This is a genomic window from Bradyrhizobium sp. Kon37 (assembly GCF_055807535.1).
The window spans coordinates 92,175-117,208 of the sequence record NZ_JBVVOY010000018.1; the positions used below are offsets into that span (position 1 = coordinate 92,175).

The 25,034-nt window shown below is 58.0% G+C and carries 21 protein-coding genes; 10 read left to right on the forward strand and 11 right to left on the reverse strand.

Annotated elements, in window-relative coordinates; all coding sequences use genetic code 11:
- The first annotated feature begins 129 nt into the window (after positions 1-129).
- From AC0L3J_RS27485 to AC0L3J_RS27500, 4 genes are all read left to right on the forward strand, one after another.
- Positions 130-1,185: an extracellular solute-binding protein gene (locus AC0L3J_RS27485; RefSeq protein ID WP_473348974.1), complete on the forward strand. Its 1,056-nt coding sequence runs from the start codon at positions 130-132 to the stop codon at positions 1,183-1,185.
- A 142-nt stretch (positions 1,186-1,327) separates the two neighbouring features.
- Positions 1,328-2,152: an ABC transporter permease gene (locus AC0L3J_RS27490; RefSeq protein ID WP_473348975.1), complete on the forward strand. Its 825-nt coding sequence runs from the start codon at positions 1,328-1,330 to the stop codon at positions 2,150-2,152.
- A complete protein-coding gene (locus AC0L3J_RS27495) occupies positions 2,142-2,942 on the forward strand; it encodes an ABC transporter permease (RefSeq protein WP_158091714.1) in 801 nt (266 codons plus the stop codon). Before AC0L3J_RS27490 ends, AC0L3J_RS27495 begins: the two co-directional genes overlap by 11 nt.
- Positions 2,943-2,953: 11 nt before the next feature.
- Positions 2,954-4,042 (forward strand): ABC transporter ATP-binding protein, encoded by a 1,089-nt coding sequence (locus AC0L3J_RS27500; RefSeq protein ID WP_473348977.1) that lies wholly within the window; start codon positions 2,954-2,956, stop codon positions 4,040-4,042.
- 359 nt (positions 4,043-4,401) lie between these two features.
- Here the strand turns inward: AC0L3J_RS27500 and AC0L3J_RS27505 are convergent, their stop codons facing one another.
- From AC0L3J_RS27505 to AC0L3J_RS27525, 5 genes are read right to left on the reverse strand one after another with little or no spacing between them, the layout of a single operon-like run.
- Positions 4,402-5,673 (reverse strand): M20/M25/M40 family metallo-hydrolase, encoded by a 1,272-nt coding sequence (locus tag AC0L3J_RS27505; protein ID WP_473348978.1) that lies wholly within the window; start codon positions 5,671-5,673, stop codon positions 4,402-4,404.
- Between the two features lie 13 nt (positions 5,674-5,686).
- On the reverse strand, positions 5,687-6,769 hold the full coding sequence (locus tag AC0L3J_RS27510; RefSeq protein WP_473348979.1) for an ABC transporter ATP-binding protein: 1,083 nt from the start codon (positions 6,767-6,769) through the stop codon (positions 5,687-5,689).
- Positions 6,766-7,566, reverse strand: a complete 801-nt coding sequence (locus AC0L3J_RS27515) for an ABC transporter permease (RefSeq protein ID WP_473348980.1) — start codon at positions 7,564-7,566, stop codon at positions 6,766-6,768. The genes AC0L3J_RS27510 and AC0L3J_RS27515 overlap by 4 nt, the downstream gene beginning before the upstream one ends.
- Positions 7,559-8,503 (reverse strand): ABC transporter permease, encoded by a 945-nt coding sequence (locus AC0L3J_RS27520; RefSeq protein WP_473348981.1) that lies wholly within the window; start codon positions 8,501-8,503, stop codon positions 7,559-7,561. Before AC0L3J_RS27520 ends, AC0L3J_RS27515 begins: the two co-directional genes overlap by 8 nt.
- On the reverse strand, positions 8,440-9,474 hold the full coding sequence (locus AC0L3J_RS27525; RefSeq protein WP_158091716.1) for an extracellular solute-binding protein: 1,035 nt from the start codon (positions 9,472-9,474) through the stop codon (positions 8,440-8,442). The genes AC0L3J_RS27520 and AC0L3J_RS27525 overlap by 64 nt, the downstream gene beginning before the upstream one ends.
- Positions 9,475-9,761: 287 nt before the next feature.
- Here AC0L3J_RS27525 and AC0L3J_RS27530 point away from each other — a divergent pair, with 287 nt between their 5' ends.
- A complete protein-coding gene (locus AC0L3J_RS27530) occupies positions 9,762-10,514 on the forward strand; it encodes a GntR family transcriptional regulator (RefSeq protein ID WP_473348982.1) in 753 nt (250 codons plus the stop codon).
- Positions 10,515-10,947: 433 nt separating this feature from the next.
- Here AC0L3J_RS27530 and AC0L3J_RS27535 read toward each other — a convergent pair whose 3' ends face one another.
- A complete protein-coding gene (locus AC0L3J_RS27535; protein WP_085384500.1) occupies positions 10,948-12,135 on the reverse strand; it encodes a M24 family metallopeptidase in 1,188 nt (395 codons plus the stop codon).
- Positions 12,136-13,554: 1,419 nt separating this feature from the next.
- Here AC0L3J_RS27535 and AC0L3J_RS27540 point away from each other — a divergent pair.
- Positions 13,555-14,505: a TauD/TfdA dioxygenase family protein gene (locus AC0L3J_RS27540; protein ID WP_473348983.1), complete on the forward strand. Its 951-nt coding sequence runs from the start codon at positions 13,555-13,557 to the stop codon at positions 14,503-14,505.
- A 92-nt stretch (positions 14,506-14,597) separates the two neighbouring features.
- Here the strand turns inward: AC0L3J_RS27540 and AC0L3J_RS27545 are convergent, their stop codons facing one another.
- Both AC0L3J_RS27545 and AC0L3J_RS27550 read right to left on the reverse strand, forming a co-directional pair.
- Positions 14,598-15,512 (reverse strand): polysaccharide deacetylase family protein, encoded by a 915-nt coding sequence (locus AC0L3J_RS27545; protein WP_085384578.1) that lies wholly within the window; start codon positions 15,510-15,512, stop codon positions 14,598-14,600.
- Positions 15,513-15,640: 128 nt separating this feature from the next.
- Positions 15,641-16,396 carry an SDR family NAD(P)-dependent oxidoreductase gene (locus AC0L3J_RS27550; RefSeq protein WP_473348984.1) on the reverse strand — a complete coding sequence of 252 codons (756 nt, stop codon included), beginning with the start codon at positions 16,394-16,396 and terminating at the stop codon, positions 15,641-15,643.
- Between the two features lie 1,133 nt (positions 16,397-17,529).
- Here AC0L3J_RS27550 and AC0L3J_RS27555 point away from each other — a divergent pair.
- Positions 17,530-17,871, forward strand: a complete 342-nt coding sequence (locus AC0L3J_RS27555; protein ID WP_473348986.1) for a hypothetical protein — start codon at positions 17,530-17,532, stop codon at positions 17,869-17,871.
- A 669-nt stretch (positions 17,872-18,540) separates the two neighbouring features.
- Here AC0L3J_RS27555 and AC0L3J_RS27560 read toward each other — a convergent pair.
- Positions 18,541-18,708 carry a hypothetical protein gene (locus tag AC0L3J_RS27560; RefSeq protein ID WP_158091717.1) on the reverse strand — a complete coding sequence of 56 codons (168 nt, stop codon included), beginning with the start codon at positions 18,706-18,708 and terminating at the stop codon, positions 18,541-18,543.
- A gap of 262 nt (positions 18,709-18,970) precedes the next feature.
- Here AC0L3J_RS27560 and AC0L3J_RS27565 point away from each other — a divergent pair, with 262 nt between their 5' ends.
- Positions 18,971-19,264, forward strand: a complete 294-nt coding sequence (locus AC0L3J_RS27565; protein ID WP_473348988.1) for a PilZ domain-containing protein — start codon at positions 18,971-18,973, stop codon at positions 19,262-19,264.
- 440 nt (positions 19,265-19,704) lie between these two features.
- Here AC0L3J_RS27565 and AC0L3J_RS27570 read toward each other — a convergent pair whose 3' ends face one another.
- Together AC0L3J_RS27570 and AC0L3J_RS27575 are read right to left on the reverse strand one after the other, a co-directional pair.
- Positions 19,705-19,938, reverse strand: a complete 234-nt coding sequence (locus tag AC0L3J_RS27570; protein ID WP_473348989.1) for a hypothetical protein — start codon at positions 19,936-19,938, stop codon at positions 19,705-19,707.
- A gap of 883 nt (positions 19,939-20,821) precedes the next feature.
- Positions 20,822-22,036, reverse strand: coding sequence for a diaminopropionate ammonia-lyase (locus AC0L3J_RS27575; RefSeq protein ID WP_473348990.1), 1,215 nt, complete (start codon positions 22,034-22,036; stop codon positions 20,822-20,824).
- A 1,145-nt stretch (positions 22,037-23,181) separates the two neighbouring features.
- Here AC0L3J_RS27575 and panD point away from each other — a divergent pair.
- On the forward strand, positions 23,182-23,556 hold the full coding sequence (gene panD / locus AC0L3J_RS27580) for an aspartate 1-decarboxylase (RefSeq protein ID WP_473334529.1): 375 nt from the start codon (positions 23,182-23,184) through the stop codon (positions 23,554-23,556).
- A 112-nt stretch (positions 23,557-23,668) separates the two neighbouring features.
- Entirely contained in the window at positions 23,669-24,778 is a 1,110-nt protein-coding gene (locus tag AC0L3J_RS27585) for an 8-amino-7-oxononanoate synthase (RefSeq protein ID WP_473349026.1), read from the forward strand.
- The last annotated feature ends 256 nt before the right edge of the window (positions 24,779-25,034 follow it).

The following is a 25,034-nucleotide window of genomic DNA, read 5'->3' on the forward strand; positions in this document are numbered from 1 at the left end:
TTGGACAGCCGTACGCGCCCCAGAATTGCAACCTACTCAGGGCCGTCCGCGGCTCCCCGAACGTGTCGCTCCTTGGACGGGCAACCAGAACAGTCGATTTCGCTTGAGCTGAAACGGAAGAGGTTGGACATGATAAAGAGGCGAACATTCCTGCAAGTGGCAGCTACGGCCACAGCCGGGGCGCTAGCTGCGCCCTACGTCCACGCTGAGTCGAAGAAATTTTCCGGCATCACGTTGCGTGTAAACGGATATGGCGGGCTTTACGACGAAGCCCTCAAAAAGAGTGTGGCCGCGCCCCTTGAGGAGAGATACGGGCTCAAGGTTCAATTCATTGCCGGCACGACATCAGCCGACTTTGTCAAACTGATCGCCAATAGAGACAATCCGCCTTATGACCTGTTTATGGGTGATAGCCCGAACATGGTCGAACTCACCAAGGCGGGCATGATCGAGGAGATCAGAGCGTCGGAGGTCCCGAACGTCAAACGGATTCTCCCGGACTTTCGCGAATTCGGCCATTTCGGAGTGCCATTCAGCGTCGCTTCGGTTATTCCAGTCTACAATTCAAAGTACATCAAGCAGCCGATTGCTTCCTACTCGGATATTGCGCGACCTGATCTGGTGGGGCGCGCGGTTGTTATGGCTTCCGCCACATACGGCAGCCTTCTGACCCTTCTGGGCTTGGCCGACGAAAATGGCGGCTCGATCGAAAACGTAGAGCCTGCGTTCAAAGTGATGAGCGCCGCGAAGACAAATATCGTCGCACTCGCGCAGACAAATGTCGCCGAGATCCAGATGTTTCAAAACGAAGAGGTGTATGCTGGCATATTCTGGGATGGTCGCGCTCACGAACTAAGGACCAAGGGCATTCCCATGGTCACTGTTGTGCCGCCTAAGGGAGTTTACTCGGTCACCACCTACATCAACGTGGTCAAGGGTATTAAATACCCTGAAGCCGCATACGCCTATGCCGAGCAGTTGTTGTCCGATGAGGGCGTCCTCGGTGTACCTCGGGCGCTCCGGTACGGAGTAACAACCGACGTTACTCTGCCAGAAGAGCTTCGCCAGGACCTGTTGTTCAACTCGCAGGCACGCATTGCTTTGAAAAAGAAAGTTGATTGGGAGAAGCTTATAGCGAACCGCAGTGCGTGGACCGAGGAGCTGAACAAGATCATCCGAAGCTAGCTGGCTGGAATCGCTGTGATGTTTCCGGGGTTCGTCGATACCGCGGCGTCATGAATGAGTTGTTACCAATCCCGAAGGGTTTGATATGGAGGAGCCTCTTGCCAGTCGCCGGGTCCTCACCCCTGCGCTCCTGCTAGCCCCAATGATCTTGCTGCTCGTGATATTCTTGATCGTGCCCACGTTCGGATTGCTGAGGGCCAGTTTTCTGTCTGAGAGTCACCTTCTCGATGGAAGCGGGTTTAGTCTGAAGCAATATATCCGCTTCTTTTCCGACTCCTATTACTCTTCGGTGCTATTCGAAACGTTTGTCGACGGGATTATCGTCAGCCTGGTTTGCTTGGCAATTGGATTTCCCACCGGGTACTCGCTTGCGCGGCTTTCGCCTCTGGCAAGGCGGTGGCGCATCATTATCGTCATCATGCCGCTAACGCTTAGCCTTGTGGTCATAGTGTTTGGGTGGTTGATCATTCTTGGACGTAATGGAGTGGTCAACGCACTCCTCTTAAGTTCCGGCATTGCTTCTTCGCCGAAGCAGCTTCTGTTTAGCCGGCCAGCGGTGATAACTGTCCTGGTGCAACAATTCCTTCCATTCATGATCTTGTCCGTCATGAGTGTGGTCACTCAAATAGATCCAGTGCTTGAGCACGCCGCCGCCAATCTACGCGCCAACCGATTCGCGACCTTCCGCAAAGTTGTCATTCCGCTCGCGCTTCCGGGCATATTTGCCGGCTTTAACCTCGTTTTCGTGCTCTCGATCTCGGCGTTCATTACTCCCCGGCTTATCGGCGGAAATCGCGTCGCGATGCTCGGTAGCCTTATCTATGAGCGCATCATGGCAGAACTGAATTGGCCCTCCGGCGCGGCAATGGCGTTCATTCTGCTCGTGAGCGGACTTGGGGTCACAGCGGCGCTGAATGCCCTCGCTGCGTCTCGTCTGGTTACGAAAGGAGGGCGCTATGCGCGTTGATCTTATCGACCGGGCAATGACGGCGTCCGGGGCGGCCGTCCGCGCGATCGTGTACACGATGCTTGCGCTGCCAGCACTTCTGGTGATTGTTTGTTCATTTACCAGCGGTGACTCGTTGAATTTTCCGCCCACCGGCTTTTCCATGCGCTGGTACCGAGAGGCGTGGCAGAACGAATTGTTCATGACTGCGCTCTGGACGAGTACGTACATTGCCGTGCTTGTTTCCACGATGGCACTAGCGATCGGCTTTGCTGCCGCATTTGCAATTAATCGTTTCGCATTTCCTGGCAAAGGGTTCCTGCAAGCGCTCGCTTTCTCACCCCTGATTGTTCCGGCAGTCGTGCTCGGGATCGGTCTGTTGCAGCTCTTCGCCAAGTTGAACCTTACCCAAACGATATATCCCTTGCTGCTAGGCCATCTGGTACTTGCCATCCCCTACGTGATGCGCACCATCCTTGCGAGTCTAAGCTTGCATAATCGCGTACTCGAGGAGGCAGCGATGAATCTACGCGCCTCGCCTTTGAAGGTCGTTCGGCGCATCACTCTGCCTCTCATCCTGCCTGGCCTTTTGTCGGCTGCGATCTTTGCCTTCGTTACATCATTCGGAAACGTTACAGTTTCCGCATTCTTGACTTACGGTGGCCACGTCACCTTACCAGTACAGATATTCACCTACGTCGACACCAGCTATGACCCGCTGGTTGCCGCGGTATCCAGCCTAATGATCGTGATAACACTAGTCATTATCCTGGTGATCGAGCGCTTGATCGGCGCCGACCGGGTCGCGTAGTCGGAGGAGAGATGCTCGTCTTGTCGGAAGGAAAAGAAGACGCCGTGTCCGAGAGCAACGACTTTGTCGTGGAATTGCGCTCTGTTTCTAAGCTCTACGGCGATGCGGCTGCTGTAGCAGACATTTCGCTCAAGGCTCGGCGAGGGGAACTTCTCTGCCTGCTTGGCCCATCGGGGTGCGGCAAAACAACGACTCTTCGCATGGTCGCGGGATTTGTGGAGCCGTCTTCCGGCAGTATACACATTAACAACATCGATATGACGCATCAACCGCCCTATCGACGCGATACCGGCATGGTGTTCCAAAGTTATGCGCTTTTTCCGCATATGACAGTTGCTGAAAACGTCGCGTTTGGTCTGGAAAATCTGAGGTGGCCGCGTGAGAAGCGCGACAAGCGTGTTGAAGAAATGCTCGAACTTGTCGAGTTACCCCATTTCGCTCAACGCCTGCCGAGCCAGTTGTCGGGCGGTCAGCAGCAACGCATCGCTTTAGCTCGCGCGCTAGCAATTAAACCGGCGGTGCTCCTGCTCGACGAACCATTCTCGAATTTGGACGCGCAGCTACGAGTTCGAATGCGGGAAGAACTCCAGGAGGTAGTCAGATCTGTCAACGTTACCACCTTGTTCGTAACTCACGACCAAGAGGAGGCGTTGACAATGTCGGATCGGATTGTCGTCATGAATGCCGGGAAGGTTGAGCAGATTGGAACGCCCGGCGAAATCTACGAAACGCCCGCCACGCCGTTCGTCGCCAAGTTCATCGGCTGGTGTTCGCTGCTGAAGGGGAGGGTCGACGATGCGGGCGCTTTCACGTCGACTGCTGGCCTTCGCATCATCGGCAAGTGGAGTGCTGGCCCTGCTACAGTGGTGATCCGGCCGGAACAACTTAAGTTGTCGGCCGATGGCGCTCCCGGCCAAAGGCAGCAGGCGCGCGTCCTCCATTCTCACTATCTGGGAGGCGCAACACGCGTTGTACTTGATGTCAATGGAGAACAACTCATAATGCAGGAGCGTTTTCCCTTTGGACGTCATCCGCAGCACGGAGACGTGCTTGACATTGCTATTAGCACCGACAACTTGCGCCTAATTGGGGACGCATAAGAGGGCGGCTTGAACGACTCGCGCCCATTCTGGAACAGGAGCCTGGGAAGGGCTCTCAAGCGCGCGCTCCTTCCGACCGCTCAACGAGGTGTCCCAGGGCCTGATGAAATATGCTGGTGCTCATAAGAGCTCCACGAGCCAAGGTCGATAGAAGTGGACCTTCAGTGTGGCGTGTTCCTGAGAAGCTGTGTGAGCTTTCGGGACCATGGGGTTAACCGATCCGCGGATGTGGTCTGGAACCCAACGGCAATCGCGAGTCGATCTTGCTCGGGCCAAGCAACGGGCTCGTCCGCCTCGATTTGGATGCCACTCGCCAGCCATCCTATCGCGACGGACTGCAAGTGGGTGTGATCACGACTCTATTTGTCGTTCGTTGAGAGATAGTCGAACGCTGAAAGGAGATGGCAGCGGACGACGTCGAATATCTCCTCGACGGGAACATGTTCATCGGTTGCACCCATTCCGCGCGGGGCCGGACCGTAGACAACGGCGGGGATCCCGCGGTTGCGCCACAGCCGCGCATCGGTGCTGCCAAGCCCCGGTATAAGCTGCGGCGGTGCCCCGGCGATCGTTTCGGCGTTTTTGGCAACAATTTCGACGAACTCATGGTTGGGTTCAGTCCAGTTTGGCTCGCTAGACATCATGATGTCGTAGCTAAAGCAGTGCGTTTCGCGGAGCTTTTCAATGTGATCCAACGCATCCTTGATGACCACGCCCATCGGGAGACGAAAATCGACTTCGAACGTGCATTGGGAAGCGATCATGTTGACGTTGGTGCCGGCATTGATCCGACCCACGTTCATCGTCACGCGTCGCGCGTTCTCGGAAGCCCCCCGGCCGAAAGCGCGGTCGTATGTTTCCCCGGCCTCGGTCAAGGCCGCGACGATGCTGGGCGGCTCCTGGAAGTCGAATTCCGCAAACTTGCGTAGATCTGCAATGACGGTCGAGGCCTGATCCACCGCACTCGGGCCCATGTGTACGTAGGCGCCATGTCCGCCGTGCGTTTCAACCTTGAAACGCAGCCACAACATCCCCTTCTCACCGAGGCGCACCGTATGGCGGCTGCTCGGCTCGCCGACGAGGACGGCGGTTCCTGTGATCTCCTCCGGGCAGACGTCGAAGAGGTGACGGGTGCCATTGGGCCCGAACGTTTCTTCGTCGGAGACGACGGCCAGGGTCAGGCGTCCATCGAGCTGCCCGTCGGCCATCGAACGCGCGTAAGTGTACGTGACGATCGATGCCACCGTTCCGACCTTCATGTCGGCCACGCCGCGCCCGTAAATCGCGCCGTCGCGCTCCTGTGCCGCCCAGGGATCAATGCTCCATTGCGCCGGATCGGGCACCGGAAACACGTCAATATGCCCATTGAGGACGAGATGCTTGTCATGCCACCCGAAGGTCGTCGTCGCGACGAGATTTGGCATCGTTTCGTCACGGTTTTCCATGCGGTAGGGGACGTCCCGTGCGTCGAGGAAGTCACGGACGCACTGCATGGAGGAGCGCGTGTCGCCGGGAGGGTTCGGCGATTTTGCCCTGACGAGGTCTCTCACGAATTTGGCGATCGCCTCGCGATCCTCCTCGATTTTCGCGAGCAATGCCTGCCGTTTGGTTTTGTTCACGTTGGATGCCATTTCGCTCTTGCCTTTAGTCAAGTCTGTGAAGGCAGGACGTGTCGATCCACACGTTCACCTCATCGCCCTGCACAGGGACCTTGGAATGCCGGAAGAACGACTGCATGAGCAGCTCCTCCCCGAACATTGAGAGGACCAGCCGGGTCACACCGCCCGTAAAAACGGCACTCGCCACACGGGCCCGTATGCTGCCGGGACCGTCACCGATGCTCACATGCTCGGGCCTGATCATCAGCGTGGCTCCGCCGCTTTTGCCCGGAACAGGTAGGGAGAGCCCTCGCTTCGACGTAAAAATGTCGTTCTCAATCTGCCCTTCGATGAGCGTGCATTCTCCGACGAAATTCGCCACGAACGCGCTCGCGGGCGTTTCATAGATCTCCGACGGGGTTCCCAACTGGGCCAACCGGCCCGCGTTCATAACCGCGATGCGGTCGGAAAACACGATCGCCTCTTCCTGATCATGGGTCACGAGTACGGTCGTGACGTCGATCTTGACGATGAGGCGCTTCAACTCGTCGCGCAGACGAACCCGCAATTGCGTATCGAGGTTCGAGAACGGTTCGTCCAGAAGCAGGACGGCGGGCCGTATGGCGAGGGCGCGCGCCAGGGCGACACGTTGTTGCTGGCCGCCGGACAATTGCCTCGGGTATCGCTTTGCGAGATGGGACAATTCGACCAGCGCGAGCATCTCCGCCACGTGTGCGTCGCGCTCCTTGCGCGGAACGTTGATGTTGACCAACCCGAAAGCGACGTTCTGTTCGACGGTCATATGCGGAAATAGCGCGTAGCCCTGAAAGACCATGCCGGTGTCGCGGCGATAGGGGGGCAGGCCCGTGGCTTCGCGGCCATCAATAAGGATCGATCCCGCCTCCGGCTCCATGAAGCCGGCGATCATCCGCAGCGTGGTGGTCTTGCCGCAGCCCGAGGGCCCGAGGAGGCAAAGGACTTCGCCCTTCCGAACCGACAGCGTCAGGTCGTCGACTGCCACCGCGTTGCCGAATTCCTTGCGCAGATTCCGGATCTCGACGATCGAGGGCGTGTTCTGGGCCAAGGTGGTCTCTTGCGCGTTGCGTGCCGTGGCGACGATATCGGTCATACGGTCTTGCTCATGCCGACCAACCACTCGACGACCAGGAGAAGCCCGACGGTTCCAAACACAACGAGCGAGGACACCGCCGCGATGATGGGCTGGAAGCTCTGCTCGACATAGGTGAAGATCTGGACCGGAAGGGTTGTCTGTCCGCCGTTGCCGAGGAAGATCGACAGGGTGATGTTTCCGAACGACGTTACGAAGGCGAAGACCGCAGCCGACATCACCGTCGGGGCGAGGATCGGCAGCGTGATCCGACTCAGGACGCGCAGCGGTGACGCCCTGAGGTTCATGGCGGCGAATTCGAGGTTCTGGTCAAAGTGAACGAGGCCGGCAAGTAGCGTTCGTACGACGTAGGGCAGCGTGATCAGCACGTGACCGAGGACCAATCCGAGTATGCTCTGGTTGAGACGGAGCCACACCAGCGACTGCAGCAGACCGAGGCCGATCACGACCATTGGAATCACCAGCGGAGAGAGTGCGAGGCCGAGGAGAAGCGTCTTGCCCGGAATGTCTCGACGGGCGACGGCGAATGAGGCGGCCAAACCGATGACAAGCGAAATGATCGTTGCGATCGTCGCCAGCTTGGTGCTGACCCAGAACGCGTTCATAAAGGCATCATCCGTCACCGCGGCGTAGTACCAGCGAAGCGACAATCCATCCGGGGGAAAACGAAGCACCCGGCCGGCCGTCAGGGACGAGGCGATTACGATGACCACCGGCGCCAGCAGCCCGACGTAGACGGCGGCTCGCACGACGAAGCCACCGGTCGTCAGAAAATAGTCGCCCAACGATTTATGCATGGGCCGACCCCGCGTCTTGCTCCCGCTTGATCCGGATCCTTGATGCCGCCGTCACCACGATTGTCAGTGCCAGCAGAATGAACGCGAGGGCGGAGCCGAAGCCCCAGTTCAGGTAGGTCAGGATCTGGTCGTAGATGATGCTGCCGATCATCTGCACACGCTGTCCGCCGATCAATCTTGGCGTCACGAAGGCGGACACGCTGGCCGTGAAGACGAGACTCGAGCCCGCGATGATTCCCGGCATGGACAGCGGCAAGACCACCCGGCGCAGCGTCACCCATCGAGTCGCCTTCAAATTGGCTGATGCGAGCTCCAGTGCCGGATCGATCTGAACGACGACGCTCATGATGGACAAGATCATGAACGGCAGGAACTGCATGACTAGGACGACGATGACCGCGGGTCCGTTGAAGAGGAGCGTCTTGGGTGTGTCGACGATGCCCATCGTCAGCAGCAGCGAGTTGACAACGCCGTTGCGTCCCAGCAGCACTAGCCAGCCGAACACGATGACGATGAGGCTGAGGGTGAGAGGTAATATGACCAGGATGACGTACCAGCGACGCTTGTTGGGGCTCATGCGGCCCATGGCATAGCCGACGGGAAAGCCGAGAAAGATGCTGATGAACGTGCAGAGCAGCCCGTAGCCGATCGTCTCAGCGAAGATCCGCAAATAAAATGGGTCGAGCAGGGCACGATCATAGTGCTCCAGCGACGGAAAGCCGGCGGTCCCAGTGCCCTTGAAGCTGGCTTCCAGAAGTCCCAGCAGGGGGATGATCAGGAAGAGGCCGATGACCAGAATCATCGGCACGACCATCAGCAAGGTGGACGCCCGCCGGCTCATTGAGTGTCTGTCCTGAGTCAAATCGGGCGGCGTCAGCGCATCGCCTTGTTGAATTCCTCGGACCACAGGCTGCGCGATTTGGCGACTTTCTCCCAATCGACCTTCTTGAAGCCATCGAGGGTGTCACCTTTAAAGACGAGATCCCTGGCGACCGCGTCTGACACGGAGATCTTCGTCACCGGTGAGTAGCGGAAGAACTCGACCAGCGGACCGATCGCTTCGTCGGACAGCGCCTGATCGATGTAGGCGAGCGCTGCCTCGCGGTTCTTCGAATTCTTCACGAGGCCCACATAGTTCAGCAGGCCAAACACGCCTTCCTTGGGCAGAACGGTCGCAAGGGGGGTACCGCCCTGGCGGATCGAATAGGTGCGCCCGTCCCAGAACGGGCCCGCCCACACTTCTTCCTGCTGGTAAAGCTGGGCGAGGTTTGTTGTCGCGGGTGAAATCGTCGCGATGTTCGCCTTGATCGAGCTCAGGAAGGAGAATGCAGGGGCGAGATTGTTGACGTCGCCGCCGGTTGCGGCACCGATGCCGAGAAGGGTGAGGAGGCCACCGGTGTTCTCGGGACTGATCAGGGCAAGCTTGCCCTTGAGATCAGCACGAGCGAGGTCGTTGTAAGAGCTCAGCGGCCGCTTCACGTATTTCGAATTGCAGGCAAGGATGATTGCGTTGGTAAGATACGGCACGCCGTAGTCGCCAAACTCCCTCACCGATGGCTTCAGCTTGGCAATGTTCTTGACCTCTGCCTCTGTGATCTTCTCGACGAGATCGTTGGCGATGATGTCCGGCATGTTCGGACTGTCGGCCATGATGAGGTCGAAGGGCGGGTTGTCCTTGGACGCGATCAGCTTTGCGACAGCGGCCGATGCCTGACCGGGCTGATATTTGACCTGCAGGCCGGTCCGTTCGCGTAGTGGCTTCGCGACGTACTCATTCAGCAGCCGATCGTAGTCGCCGCCGTATCCATTGATGTTGAGTACCGTCCCATCAAATTGCTGCTTGGCTCGCACGACTCCAGGGGCAGCGATCATGCCCGCAACGGCAATCAAAAACTTTCGGCGATGCATGTCGCCCCTCCCTGAACTCAATTGCGCGGATGTCAGTCGATGCGAAGGCGCACGCAACATCCGTTGCCACCATCCGCTGTCGCGCCGCCGTCCCATCTTCCGCCTCGGTATGGACTCATTATAGTTAGTATACTTAGTCTACAAAGGAGCGTTGTCAAGACACTTCCGATGGAGAACTGCAGGTATCTCGTGACTTCTCCCGAACGGTCTGGTCAAGCTGGGTAGGCTATGTAATTGAGGTGGACGTCGAGCCCTCGCTCCATTTTTGTGGCCAACCAAGACTTCCAATGAACCCGTCATCAAAGCGAGTACCGTCGCCGGGCGGCGGCCGATTCCTGTATCAGACCGTGACCGACACACTGCGTTCGCGGATTGCATCTGGCGCATATCCACGCGGCGAGCGAATTCCGAGCGTGGACGAGCTGGCGACCGAACTGACGGTGAGCAGCATCACGGTGAGGCGGGCCATTCGCGATCTTACGCTCGAAGGGCTGTTGATTGGCCGCCAGGGCCTCGGCGTTTTTGTGGCTGACGACAAGCGGATCGTTCGTACGATAGATGGAGGCAAGCTTTCGGCCCTCGACGAGGATATGCGTGCCTCCGGCATCAAGGCTAGCCTCTACGATCGAGGCATCTCAGTCGTGCCTCCTACGGACGAGGTGTTCCTCAAGGGCCTCGTTTCGTCTCATGCGTCACTCTATCGCTTGGAGCGCTTACTGCTCGCAGACGGCAAGGTGGTAGGGCTCGATACGCTTTGGCTGCCGAGGGTTCTGGCCGATAAGCTGAAGGAACGTTTGCAGGGCGAATTCATCATCCCCCTTCTGCCGCAATACGGGATCATCGTCGACCACACGAGATATCAAATAGAGGCTACGACCGCGACGGAAGCTCAGGCGCAGGTCCTGGATGTGGTGTCGGGTTATCCACTGCTAGTCGTGCGCTACTTTCCTAGCGCCGCGGACGGCCGGCCGATCTTGGCAGGGCAGAACGTGACGCGCGCGGACCGATTCACTTATACCTTTACGAGCCGTGCCGAATAGAGGCCACTTGAGAGCTTTCGTCAGGCTCGCGAGTGAGGGTGTGGAAGAAGAGGGACATCCGCACGCCCGACAATGGTGTCCGGATCGTCGCCGTCGAGCGGGCGCGCTATGCCCCTTGAAGCGCCGCGCCGCCCCAAACGCTGTCCCAGCCCGTTGATCCGCTCACTGTCGCGAGGGCCGTTGCAGCCGTGGCTTGTGGCGTTCGCGATGGCTCGCAAATGCCTGTCAGGCAGCGAATGCTCCGGACCTCGCCATCTAAGACTTGGTCCCCTTATGCCTTGGGCGAATGCGCCGACGGGAATACTGAGAGCAGTGCAAGGATGCCGGACAAAGCCCCGCCCGACAAGTGTACGGCGAACTCGCAGCAAATCGTGCTCCACGGCGGCGGCGAGAACCGCCTCCGCCTAGATGTGCAGCTTTCATTGAAGGCGTTCTATTTTATGACCAGTTGTCTCGGGAACGTTGTCAAGTCCTCCCGGCCAGCTTCAGTCACAATGAACGATTGAGTAATGGTGACCCCGTTGTCGCCGAGCCATAGTCCTGGCATCATGTGAAACGCCATGCCTGGCTCTAGAACAGTGAGATCAGTACTGCGGAGACTCGCGGTCCGTTCCCCCCAAGTCGGCGAGAAACCAATTCCTATCGAGTAACCAAGTCTGGCTTCCTTGTGGAAGCCGTGCCGGGCAATCGTCGCTTGCCAGGTGCGTTCTATGTCCGCGCAAGTGACGCCAGGTTTCACCTCCGCCAATGCTGCTTCGATACCTTCAACCACAGCGTTGGAGAGCCGCAGATACGAGTCCGGTGGCGAGCCAAGGAATATCGTGCGACTAATAGGGGCGTGATAGCGTCGGCGGCAGCCAGAGGTCTCCACATTCACGGGAACGTTTGTGCCAATTAGACGATCCGACCAGGGCGCATGCGGTTCGCCTGATCGTGAGCCCGTCAGCAAATAGGTCGGGCTCGACGGTAGAACACCGCCGTATTCCGGCGTGCCGGCGATCATGCGCTGGTAGATCACTGACGCCAGATCGCACTCGCGCATGCCAGGCTTTGCCGCCTCGATAGCATCGGCAATCATCGCGTTTGAAATCTTGCCAGCCTCCCGCATGATCGCGAGCTCGGCGGGGCTTTTGCGAATGCGGATCCAATTGATCAGGAGTTCGGCATCAACGAAGCGCACGTTCGGGAGAGAGCCAAGCAGCTTGGTATGGGCCCTTGCTGTGTAGTAGAATGAGCCCGTCTCAGTGCCGATAGCTTTCAAGGTCGGGCAAATTTCTCTGAGTTTTGCGACGAGGAAATCAACTGGATCCCGTTCTGACGATTGCACATATTCGTCGGTATAGGGGTGTATGGCCGTCTCTGGAAGATGCGTCATTCGCCGAGCGGACACCGCATCCATGAACCGGCCAATCCAGACGGGTTCATCAAGCTCGCGATGGACAACCAGCATTTGAAACACGTAATAGGAGTAAGCCTCGTATCCTGTGAGATAATAGATGTTTGATGGCTCGCTGATGAGCAGCGTATCCATCTCTCGACGTTCCATCTCCTGCTTGACTGACGCCAAGCGGCGCGCAAATTCCTCCTTTGCAAATGGAATTCCGTCTCCAGTCGGCCTCATGACATAGCTCCTTCTCTACCAAGACATCATAGCCGATCGTGTCCGAGCGGCCATTCATAAGACACTGTCGGGCGGGGCGGAAAGCGGCATGAGCTTCAACCGGAAGCGGGCTCAATGGATCGACAGGTTCGCCGCGCATCGTTGCAAGCTGTACGCCGGCCAACCGTGTTGCATGCGGCCTAGCCGCCTGCCGCTTCTCGCCTATGCTCCTGCCCTTTACCCGCTGGCCGAGGCGCGCGAAACCCCAATCCTCCTGGTCCATCTGGACCGTAACGATGTCTCGGTACCATATAGTGCAATCATTTCCTCGCTCACGCTTAAATCCCGCATTTAGAGGCGGTCGTCGCCGGATTTCAGCCGCTGAGCCGGTTGTGACGGTGAAAAGACCATTTTCGAGTCGGGCAGCGAAGACGCGGCCGTCTACTCGGAGCAGGATCGGCAAAATGATATCCATCGATCAGATTGCTTGGGTAAACGGAGCGCTGAAGCGCGACAGATTGCATGTTTCAACTGCGATAGATCGCAGTATGAATTGCGACCATGAGCCGCGCCATCAGTCGTCGGCAACTTTCCTTAGTGATACCGCTGCCATGCGACCTCATTGCGCGTTTCGCGCCGGACCCTCGGCCGTTCCTACTGCGGAGCCGAGGCCCATGCCAAGTCTGCAAAATCTTCCAAGCAGCTGAGGCTATGTTGGCGAGTTCAATGATGCCGCATGGCTTTGAGTCCTGATGCGTCATGCGCGCGTGGATCGTGAGCTCGCGCACAAAACAATACTCACTCCGGCCGCCACTTCTCGCAGTTCCTTGCTAGGCGGGTCGCATTTGTAAGCCTGTACCGAGCTCGTTTCGGCGGATCTCACTAGCTCCGACGTAACCTTCTAGTGATCCGCCACAGCTTTTGCGCGCTCGTCATGACGCCGTAAAAGTTCGTCGATACTGAGCTTCGGTAAATCGAATCTTTGACACGGCGGACAGCATGGAATGTCAGTTAAATTGCGTCAGGCTCTATTCAGTAGCGAACGCCTAAGCGGGCGGTAGTGCGCGGAACGACAGCAAATTCCTGTAGGCGGATCGTCGATGAATGATATGCGCACACATCCTTGGCAGGCGTAACGCTTCGCGCGGTGTCGAGTAGCCCGCTGTGTTGCGAGCGTGTGAAGATCGGCTCAGCGCTATCGTGCGCATATTCCAGCAACTCCCTCGAACGCAATGCAATTGTTACTCGGAGCCAAGAATAACGCCGATTTCGTTTCATTGACCGCGCATCGTTTGCGCTTACATTTTCGGATGTCAACGCGAGGTCATTCAACGACAATCTGCGGCCGAGACTCTGCTGACCGTGCATATTCTCCGTCCTCGCTTCTGCGGCAGGCGAATGGTGGAGCTTCGTTCTAAGGTCGCGCTTTAGAAGGCAGCCATGAGCAGTACGACGAACGTAGATAGTGTCACACTGGGGCCAGTCGTCATCAACCGCGCAGCGCGACTTGGCGCCGAGGTTTGCAATATCAGGCTATCGGGAGACTTGTCTGACGATGTGTTGCGGGCGATCGGCCGGTCTATACTGGAGCACAAGGTGATCTTCTTCCGTGATCAACACCATTTTGATGATGCCGAACAGGAGCGCCTTTCTGTTCGATTAGATAGGCTGATCTCGCGCCCTCAACTCAGTGCGGCCGACCAAAAATCTTGCATTCTGGCGCCCTCTTCGAACGACATTGGTCGCAGCACCCAAGGGCGTGCGGATGTCAGATCTGACGAAGTACGAAATATCGCTGTGCTGCGCGCCGTAATGGCTACGCCTTATGGCGGTGCCATGGTTTGGTCGAATACGGCGGCCGCTTATGACGATCTTCCGCTATCGATGCGCATGCTCGCTGACGAACTCTGGGCAGTTCACGCCAACGGCGATCGAAACGGCTTGAAAGAGCATTCAACCGAGGTGAAAGAAGCGCAATTCGAGGAGATGTTCACCGGAACGGTCTACGAGACGACGCTTCCGGTAGTTCTCACTCATCCTCAAACCGGCGAGCGCATGCTCATGCTTGGCAGTTCCGTGTGCCGCTTTGTTGGCCTGCAGACACATACTGGTCAAAAGCTGCTTGACCTGTTCCATTCGTACATCAGGGCGCCGCATAACAGCGTGCGCTGGAAGTGGAGGGACGGCGACGTTGCGATCTGGGATAATCGCCTCACGCAGTCTGCCAATGATCACTCCACAGCGGGCGGTCGCGATGCGCGCAGCCTCGGTTCCCCTCCTTGCCTCACGCGCGTCAAGGCGCAAAAACCCCAAGCAGCGAGAGGGCGAGCAGCTCAAGGTCGGAAGCCGCGACTTGCGACCGATTACGCGTTGAGACGGGCCACGCGTTAGCATTACGCTCGCTTTGAGGCTGACTCTCAGAACAGGCGACGGTGCTCAGAAGGCCCGAATTGCTCGGTACAGGGCTGGCGCTGTCGCAAGCGCTAGCGTTCCTTGGCGGCGGCGTCCGGGGCGGGGCTGGCGTAATAGGGAACCTGATCGATGCGTGGTCTCCATGTGCCGGACGATATGACCTCTCTGACGTGCAAAGCGATCTCAGACATGGACGCAAACCAAACATCGCCTTTTTCGATCATGTACTTGATCAACGGCTCAATGGCTGTACATCGCGCAAGTCGCCCGCTCACCGACGGATGCCACACACACATCCACATTCCCTTGTATTCCCACGCGGCATCAAATTCTGCCTTGAAGACGTCAGCTGCATGCGTGGGAGATTTGATGGCTGCACTATAGCCAAAATCGCACCAACTCATGTAGTGATACCAATCTCCTAATCCTTGGATGCAAGGTATCTCAATTACGGATCCCTTGTCGTTGTGAAGCACGTAAGGAATATCATCGCCGTACAACGACGTGTCATATAGAAAGCCTTGCTCGATCAGAAGGTCGATCGTATGCCTCGAAACACCATTCGAAGATATCATTGGTGTTCTATAGCCGAGCGGTCTGCGACCTGACACACGAGTGATTATCTCAATGCCCTGCCAAAGTACCTCCATTTCCTGCTGACGCGACATCGCGTTATTGTCGTGGTGGAGATAGCCGTGATGAGCAATCTCATGCGAATTCTTGAGCATGAGATCCACTGCGGCCGGGTAGTTTTCTATCGTCCAACCAGGTACGAAGAACGTCAAGGGGATGTTATAGCGCCTGAACAAATCGATAATCCGAGGAACGGCAATTTCCGGGTCGTACCGCATAAAGGAGAGTGTCGCGACATGGTTGTCGGCGCTGTCTGGGCGGGCAGCGTGAACGGCGCTGTCTGCGTCGACATCCCATGTGAAGGCCACTGCGCACCGCGCGCCGTTCGGCCAAGGAATCGGATTTTTTATCACGTCCAACCTCCTTCTATATGCACAAGGCTCGCGTGAGCGCTCGGGGTGAGAATGACGCCAAATCCTCTCGGTGGCTGGCGGCATGCCTGCGACATGGTCATCGCCACCCGCCTACCACTCGCTGTTGGTCAGGCAACTGCCTGTGCACCAGTGATCTCGACCAACGACCCGCACATAAAGGGTGCTTCGTTCGAGGCCAGAAACGCCACAAGCGCCGCCACTTCCTCCGAAGTACCAATTCGCCCAAACGGGACTAATCTATTTAGTTGTTCTACCGTTCGGCCCGCTCGCTTTAGACCCTCCTCTAGCATAGGGGTATGAATCTCACCGGGGCAGACTGCATTGACGCGTATCCCGTCAGGCGCATAGTCCCTGGCAAGGTTCTGGGTAAACGATGCAACTGCTGCTTTGGTCACATTATAGGCGATGGAGTTGGGGGCGGGGCTTAAAGCCCATTGCGACGAGATATTGACGATCGCCCCCGCGCGGCGCTCGATCATCCCCGGCAGAACGGCTCGGCAAAGATGGAATATTGCATCGAGATTGACTGAAAAACTCAGCCGCCAATCATCCTCCGACAAAGACAGTAGGTTGCCACCGCGGAAAATGCCGGCGTTGTTTACCAACACATCAATGCGCTGATGTCTTGCGAGGATACCTTCAATCATGAGGCGGCTCGCGCTCTCATCACGAAGATCGATGATGGCAGCTTCCGCCGCTCCGCCAGCAGCAGCAATGTCGGCAACGACTGACTGCAAAGCTGGAGCGGACATGTCGGCAGCGACCACCGCCGCACCTTCACGAGCCAATCGCCTAGAGACGGCGGCTCCGATTCCACCGCCGCCGCCGGTTACAACTGCGACCTTGCCCCTGAAACGTTCCATCAAGCTGCTCCACATCTTGCCATGATCGGGTGGCTCGCCGCTCCGGCGTTGAACGCACTGTTACAATCAAGAAGCGATCGGTATCGCCGCTTTATAAGAGACCTTGCGAAGTTTCCTCCGGGATGCACGACCAAAAGACCCGACGGCATCGTCTGTGAACGACGTCAATGCTTCCAACAATCGGGTACGACATTCGCGACCGCAGCGGCAGTCTCGATTGAGGCACGTAGACCCGCTTACACCTAAGATGTTGAGCGGCGCGCAAAGCCACGTGGCACTGACCGCCATACGAACTGGCGCCCCAAAGACAGGTGAGATACCGCGCATTTTCCTCAAAGCACTACATTGAATATAGAACAGTTCACATCGGGTCCCCTCAAAGCCAAGTCCGACGGAACCGAGATAGATCCTGCTGTCGTCGGCTGGAAAAGCTCCAAATCGATATCATCTCTTCTTGCGGTAAGACGGCGAGGTTGGTCCTGGTCCAGACGAAAAAATGCACGCTCTCACGAGAATAGCAGCAATAGTGCATTACGTTTGGCGATAAATTTGAGGCGAGGCGAGGGCTGTGCCAAGCGATGCAAAACCGCTATGGGGCGGTGACATCGAGGAGGTTCAGTCTCAATGTCCATTAACGCTATTCAGTCTGGGAGCACGGTCCTGTTGAACAATGCACCCGATCCCACTGCTCGCCATTCGGCGCGTTCAACTACGTATCCACAGCAGTTTGCCGGGTGTTTCCGAAGCTCCCTTAGCCGGGCCATTTGGGCAACGCTCCGCACTTGGCGTTAGCGACCATCGACATCGCAAGCGCGCTTCTCCGCCTATTTTAACACATTTCAATTTCCGAATCGGAAATCCGCATTATCTTCTCTCAGGAGCGGGATGCGCGAGGGCTCGGATGTTGGATGCCAGGACTGCCGCCCTCGTGCGGAGCGTGCTTGACGAGGTATGCAAAAGCCTCCCGCCATGCGCAACCGGTGTCCGAGCCCATGTGGCCTCAAAGATTCTGGAGGCAGCCAGCAACGGCGAGAGTTCGAAGGAACGCCTCGAAGAGGTAGGGCGCGAAGCTCTTTCGAAGGCGCCCACGATGTGGCGCTAGCTCCGCGACCAAGTAATGATTTGTCACTCAGGTGAATTTCCAGATTACAGTCCTCAAGATCCTGGCGAGCTATCCAGACGGTTTCGCCTCAATGGCCGACCTAAAGCGGGATATGGCGATCCTAGCGACCTGCGGACCGGAGTGGGCCGAGCGCACCAAGAGGTTGGGAGCCTGCGTGCCGGAGCTAAATGTCTTTTCGCAACAACTCGTTCAGCGGATTGAGGGTGGCTGGCGCATTACGACAAAAGGACGCGCCATTCTCGACTTTATCGAAGCACGCTCCGTCGCTGCGGAGTCGACGGCAAGGCCGACGCAATCGCTGGCGCCCAGCCGACACGTGGCACCTAGTGTGCGAAGGAGTGAAGAGGACTGAGAAGGCTTGCCTTCATCCCTGAAACGTCACCCTCGATCTCCACAGGCAGCGTGTGTCGTTTTGCCGGTTTCCTGGTGGCACGCACGAGCGATGAGCGTTTACCCCGTCCCGTGACGCGTCGTTCGGCGAGACGGCGATTGCAACCGCTCTATCGAAGTGCTTCCACCGTCGGAAGCGGTATCAAGCACGTCCGTTTAGTTACCCGGCGGATATGCCAGCAGTCCGATCAACGGGTCGTGCCAACGCTGCGCGCGGGCGCGCGTCGTTGCAATTCGTATATCAGCCTGACAGTTGCGGCCGCGGCCGAACGACACCAAGGGCCAGCCTCCGCTGATGAAATATAGCTTTCATTCCTCGTCGGGACCACGTTCGCGGAACGGGGCCCTTAATCACAATGATGTCGGCGAGAGTTCCTATCTCTCTGCACTGAGGTAACGCCAACTGAGCTACATTAACAGCTGGCGCGGAGTCCATCTGACGAGACAACGCATGCAGCACAATTGCTCCAGAAGCTGGCATGGCCGAAACGAGAGTTCCCGCCGAAACGCCGCGAACTGCCGCCTGCTCGCGCTGAAAACGAGCGTTCCGCCGGATACAGCAGCAGCAATTATGCACTGCATTTGATCTATTCTTTGGTAATTGACCGACGAGCGGAGCGGCCTTTGCTCTCTACTCCTCGCCGGAATTGAGGTCATCATGGGCACTCTTGATCTTGTCTCCGGCAGCTTCCTGGCCCTGTCGGCAGTTGGAGTTGCGCTGCTCTGCTCCAGTCTGCTTGCCCTCGTCTTCACGTGAAGTGAGCTCGTCGCTCGTGATGCCATTTCTGTAAACGCACATTTATGGTCGCGTCTCACGACCGAATTGTCCTGTAACTTCCCCGATATACCCAGTCTAAGGCCGCGAAAACCGATCGTCCGAAAGCGCGGCAAGCGCCGCCCGCGGTGTCTCTATTTTGCGTTGGTGCCGACCGACAGATATTTTTCCTCTTAGTAATCGCCATTTCTTCCCAATTCTAGATACGAAGCGCAATGCGGAGCAATTTGACTCCGGCTCCGCTACATTTTCGAACCATCCGTTTTGAAGACACGAAGGCCATCGAATGTATGGATGGGATAAACGGCGATCAAAACGCGTGCGCTTCGACCACGAGTATCGGGCGACCCTTTTAGGCTTCGATGGCACATGGCGGCGCGATTGCATTCTCATCGACGTTTCGGAGACCGGAGCGCGTCTTCGAATCGATGGATCGACGGACGTTCTCAAAACTCGCGAGTTCTTCTTGTTGCTTTCAACCACCGGATTAGCCTACCGGCGATGCGAGTTAATTCGACTGGACGGCTCGGAAATCGGAGTCCAATTTGTAACGAGCCGGACTATTCGCTCGGGCCCATAGCCGGAGAAAAGGATCGGGTTCGGATTGATTCCGCGAGGAGGTTCTCCCCCGAATCTAGCTCGACGCGACCTCGCAACAAAGTCCGTGCGAACTGGGGTGGCAGAATGGTCCATCAGAGATTTCGAAACGTTACGCGATTGCCTGAACTGAGCCGGAGAAGAAGCTGCGCGGCCGTCTCAGGCCGTAGTGTTCCCGTAGCGGCGCGCCGGTATAGTCATGTCGGAACGGTCCACGTTGCCGCAGGATCGGTACCACCTGCTCCGCAAACAGCTCGAACCCGCCTGGGAAGAATGGTGGTGGCGTTGAACCCGTCGGCGGTACCAGCTTCGAACCAGGGCTGGATATTGTCGACGATCTTTTCCGGTGGGCCGGCAATCACCCAATGGCCGCGCGCGCCTCGGCCAGCTTACCGGGGAGGTATGTCCTGCGCGAGAAATTCATCAAACGACCACCCCAATGCCGCCCGCCAGCTGGCTGAGGGCGTTTCCCGCGGCCGAATGGGCGTAGACCGCGCCCCTGGCCGAGGTGCGGATGCAGTTTGAGTAGATCGTCGCGGATCGCAAGCGCAACGAAGACGCCTCGTCGATCAAATACTGGAAAAGCACCGGTGTCACCTCCAAAGCCGGGGTGATCTCCAATGGCGAGATACAGATGTGGATCGATTGGCTAGTCAAGGATGGTCTGTTCAAACCGGGACAGATCAGGGTTCAGACACCGCGCGAACCGCCTTCAGGGCGAACTCCCGCGCATCTAGCAGGCGACCGGCAAGACGATCCTCTTCATTACCCGTGGCATCGACGAAGCCGTCGTGCTCGGCCAGTTCGTGGCGGTGATGACCTCCCACCGGGGCAAATCGAACATATCGTCGATATCCGCGAAGTACTCCGCTCCGAAAGCGAGGATGTGCGTTCGCCACCTGAGTTTGAGGTCTGGAGACTGCTCCGGGGGGAAGTGCTCACGGCGGTGGCGGCCGCGCTCGGATCCGTTGAATATGAGGCTGACGTTCTAGTGCTCGGGGAGGTGCCGGCCACCAAGGCAGCGGTATAGATGGGAGACATCAGCCAGAGGAGCATCAAGATGCTTTCCTATTATCCTCCACCTTCGTGACTTTTCCAGGCGCCAGGGGCTTGACTAGGGTACGTTGACCGGTGGTAGGGGCGCCGTCGGGTGCGGCATAAAAGCAGTCTGGTGCGGGCCACGTGCTGCCAACATGATCACGAAAGCCGTGAGAACGATCAGGAGTCCACGCATCGAAGATCACCCGGCGAGCTGTAACGCAACTATGAAGCCGCTCACAACTGCTGTGCCGGATCAACAAAAAAATACGCATGTTGTTGTATGCGATGAGACGAAGGCGTTTGAATTGCGAACTCCAAACTCATAGCGTTTGCGCGCGCGGCAAGGCAGCAAAGCCAGCCCTTTCGTGCCGAAAAGGTGCGTCCAGTTCTAGTTCGTGGCAGAAATAGTGCAGCAGCTCTCAACCACGCTTAGTGCTTGCGCGGCCGCTTTTTGTCAGCCTGGTTCCCTCCGGCCGCGGGGCCGGCCTGGGGCCGCCGATCACGAACTGCTCGATTTTCCATGATTTTTCGCGGCAACTTGCACCGGAGACTCACCTACGAGCTGCTCGTACAGACGAGGGTCAGTCGCACCCTCGGTGTTGATGAGGAAGACCCGTGCGTCAGGTCCAAGACCAGTCTGACCGCGCAAGCTCGGGTCGGCAGCAACCCGCAGCAACCCCGCCAGACCAACCCCGCCACTTTCACCCGCAACGACAGCGGGGTCGCTGTCCTCAGGATTGGCCAAAAGATTCATGGCGCTGATTGCGTCCTGGTCATCGACAGTCATAAACGCGTCGGCCGCGCGCGAAAGGATGCGCCAAGCAATGAGCGAAGGCTCGTAGCATTCGAGCATCGCCATTACGGTCGGCTGCCCATGAGCAATCTTAACCGAATGTCCGGCTCGAGCGCTTTCAAAAAGGCACGCTGCGCGTGAGGGTTCGACGACCGTGAAGAACGGACGATAGTCCCCCAATAAAGCCGATAAGTGTCCGGCGAGGGCTGCGGCCACTCCACCAACGCCTGCCTGGACAAAGACGTGGGTCGGAGGCTCGGGCAACTGCCTTAAGGCTTCGCTCAGAAGAGCCGTGTACCCCTGCATCACCAAACCGGGGATACGCTCGTAGCCTGGCCAGGACGTATCGGATACGGTCGTCCAACCATTGTTCGCGGCAACTCGCGCAGCTTCGGCCACGGAGTCATCATAGTTGCCATCGACGCGGAGTATCCGCGCGCCAAACCGGGCGATGGCGGCAATACGCTCCTCACTGACGCCCGAGTGAACGAATATGGCGCAGTTCGCCCCAACGAGATGGGCGCCCTGCGCTACTGACCTGCCATGGTTGCCATCCGTTGCGCAGGACACCGTGACCGCCTCTGCTAGCGCCTTCACCTCAGGTCTGTGAATCTCGGAGATGTCGATAGGCCGGCCAAAACGCCGAGTTGCTTCCTCTAACACAAGGCGGATCACGGCATAGGACCCGCCTAACGCCTTGAAACTGCCAAGTCCGAATCGATGACCCTCGTCCTTCAGCTGGATCGCGCCCACGCCGATCTCGCGAGCAAGGCACGCCAGGGAAATCAGCGGCGTCACCTTGTAACCATCGCGGCGTCTAAGAAACCGCTCCACTTCGCGCGCCGCTTCGCAACTTAGCAGATTGGCATCCGAGACTTCCAATGGCGCGCGGTGCCCAATGCTATGGTTGAGAAGCAACACGGTTTCGACTTTCAGGAATGCAGAGAAGCATCGCGGCGGCGTGCTTTTTGTAGACTAGCCGCTATGCCGGCGATGTCACGCCTTCTCTGGAACCGACAAGTCGGAGGCCCCCCTTCTCGATGAAGCCCCACCTGTCCGGGCCAGCCGGCGGGTGATGCCTGCGTGTCGAGTTGCGGCCCTCGGCCGCATCTTCGATCGGCTCGGCAGACGGTCAAATTCACAAGCTGCATCAATTGCGGGAAAGCGACCCGCTCGCATCCTTCTTAAGCTGGCCTCGGGCCGTTCTTATTCAATCCGTCCTGATCGTGACGATCGGAAGCGTCAGCCCGACCTACGAGGACCAAAAGGATCGACTTCAACAAGTTTCATCATAGCTCGCCGGCTGCTCGCAAGTTGCCGATCGGATTTGAGACTACGTATGAATAGCGCGGTCCCGCTGCCGCCCACTGCCTGTTCGTACCCCTGACGTGCATTGTAAGCCGCCATTGATGTCCTTGGCAGCCGGCCGGTTACGGCGGCCTTCGCGGGCGCGCGGGGCATGTGCGAGCCGACCTAAAGGGGCTCCGAGCGGGAGCAACTCGCTATGCGGAGCTTACGAACCACCACGGCATCGGCTTCTGCGAGGAAGACCTGCGTTGATGCAGGAATAGCCGCTTGATATGTGCGCACTCTAGCAGAAGTAGGGGATTTTCTGCTCCGGGAGGGACGTACAGTTTCAGGTGTGGGCGGCGCCCTGCAAGATGATGTGATCAAGGGTGCGTCCAATGCAGACTGGCGCGGAAGCGAACGACCTCCGGGAGAGCGTACCTTTTCGCGGAGAACGGCGTCGTGCCGAGGCCCGCGCCTTGCATAACCTGTTTGGTGGGGCTGACTTCAAGCGCGGTCCACCGCGAGAGCTTCGATGCGAGCCGTGTGCAACTCGCAAACCAGCTTATCAAGTCTAGCGGCTTTCCGGAAACTTGCGGCTACGGCTCGCACATCGCGCATCACATCGGTGTGGCCTTACGAGGGCCACGGGTGTTTTGGTTTGTCTGCACGCAACAATCGCTGATCAACGCCAAAGCGCTTTATGACTCGATTTGGCTCGGCCTCGGATCACACCTAACTGGATCGGCATCGCCGCGATTCCTTGAGCTGGACGGGAAATGAGAATCACTTTTATGAAAGGCAAAATCGATCGAGCTTCGGTAACTGAAACCGATCTGAACGGGGGAGGATCGATATCCGTTGATCGTGCGTTGCTCGATGCGGCGGGATTGTTGATCAACGAACGCGTCGAGATCTACAATCTCGATAATGGGGCGCGATTTTCTACCTACATCATTGAAGCACCTCCAGAGTCCGGCGCCATCGACCTGACTGGTGCGACGGCCCGATTGGCAATGCCCGGCGACAAAATCAGTATCGTTGCATATGCCTCATCTGACGAGGCAGAAGCGAGGCTTTTCAGACCCCGCGTGGTGCGGGTCGACCGCAACAATCGTATCGTGCAAGGCTGGAACGCGGGCTGCGGATGCTAGCCCCTTTTGCTGAACACGGAGAGATAAGGCTTGCTTTGAGATCGCTGGTTCAGTCGTGAGCGAACGAGTGAATTCGAGGCGTTCCGCCAAGAAGGCGGATTGTAGGCCTGTTTTGCATGCCCGGGAGGAAAACAGCGGGCCGCGGGGCCCTGACCCGTGCGCAGGGATTGATTTCACATCTTACGATTACCTGGCGCTCGCGAGTGCGCCACGCATGAGACAGGCTGTCTCCCGTGCGATAGAGGCCGGCACCCCAATCGGGGCGGGCGGCCCGCGGCTCCTGCGGGGCAATTGCCAGGAACACGAGCGGCTCGAGGCGGAAGCGGCTCAGTTCTTTGGAGCAGAGAGGGCTCTTCTTTTCGACGGTGGTTATGCGGCCAATTTCTCGGTTTTGACAACCCTGCCGCAGCGAGGCGATCTAGTTGTTGTCGATTCGCTCGTTCATGCAAGTATCCATGACGGGACGCGAGCGGGCCGGGCCGACTTTCGGATAAGCGCCCACAACGATCCCCACTCGGTGGAAAATACAATCCGTGACTGGCGGGCTCAAGGCGGAATGGGGCGCGTCTGGATCGTGGCCGAGAGCCTCTACGGGATGGATGGCGATTTCGCTCCGCTGGAAGAGCTCGTCGCATTGGCGGCCCTGTATGGCGCGTTCCTGATGGTGGGCGAGGCCCACGCTACAGGCGTGTACGGTGAGCAGGGACGAGGGCTCGCCGCGCCCTACGCGGGACGTGACAACGTAGTTGTCATTCATACGTGCGGAAAGGCGCTTGGGGCCACGGGGGCACTCGTTACTGCCTCCAGCGCAGTTTGCGGCTTCATCATCAACCGCTGTCGCCCCTTCATGTACGCTACCGCCCCATCACCGCTAATCGCTGTTGCTGTCCGGGAGGCTTTATTGATTCTGCAGCAAGAACCTGAGCGCCGGGAACGCCTCGAAAGGCTGATCTCATTCACGCATCGCGAGATGAAGGCGCGTGGCCTCCAACGCTCGTCTAACTCACAGATCGTGCCGTACGTCTTGGGCGATAACGCAGATGCGAACCGGCTCGCCTCTGCCATGCGGAAGCGAGGCTTCGATATTCGCGGGATTCGGCCGCCAATGGTACCGGCGGGTACGGCCCGTCTGCGAATTTCGCTGACGCTGAACGTCAACGAGAAGGACGTAGCGTCAATGCTGGATGCGCTGGCTGAGGAGACGAGAGGGTATTCCCGCTGAACCTCCGGTGCCTGAAAGGCACGACCCAGACCGGAGCAACACAAATTCTCCACCGCGCTCGCCGGTCTCACTGACGCCCGTGGAAACGGTTCAGGCGGAGCTGATAGCGAAATCGTCCCCCCCTCGGAAGCCTTTCGCCAGATCGGATTGCGCGGTGCCTTACGCTTTCCATATCCGCATCGGTTTATCCTTCGGCCGAAATCGATGGAGACAGCAGGTGGGTTCGGCCAATGGCGACGCAGATACCCGGGGCCAG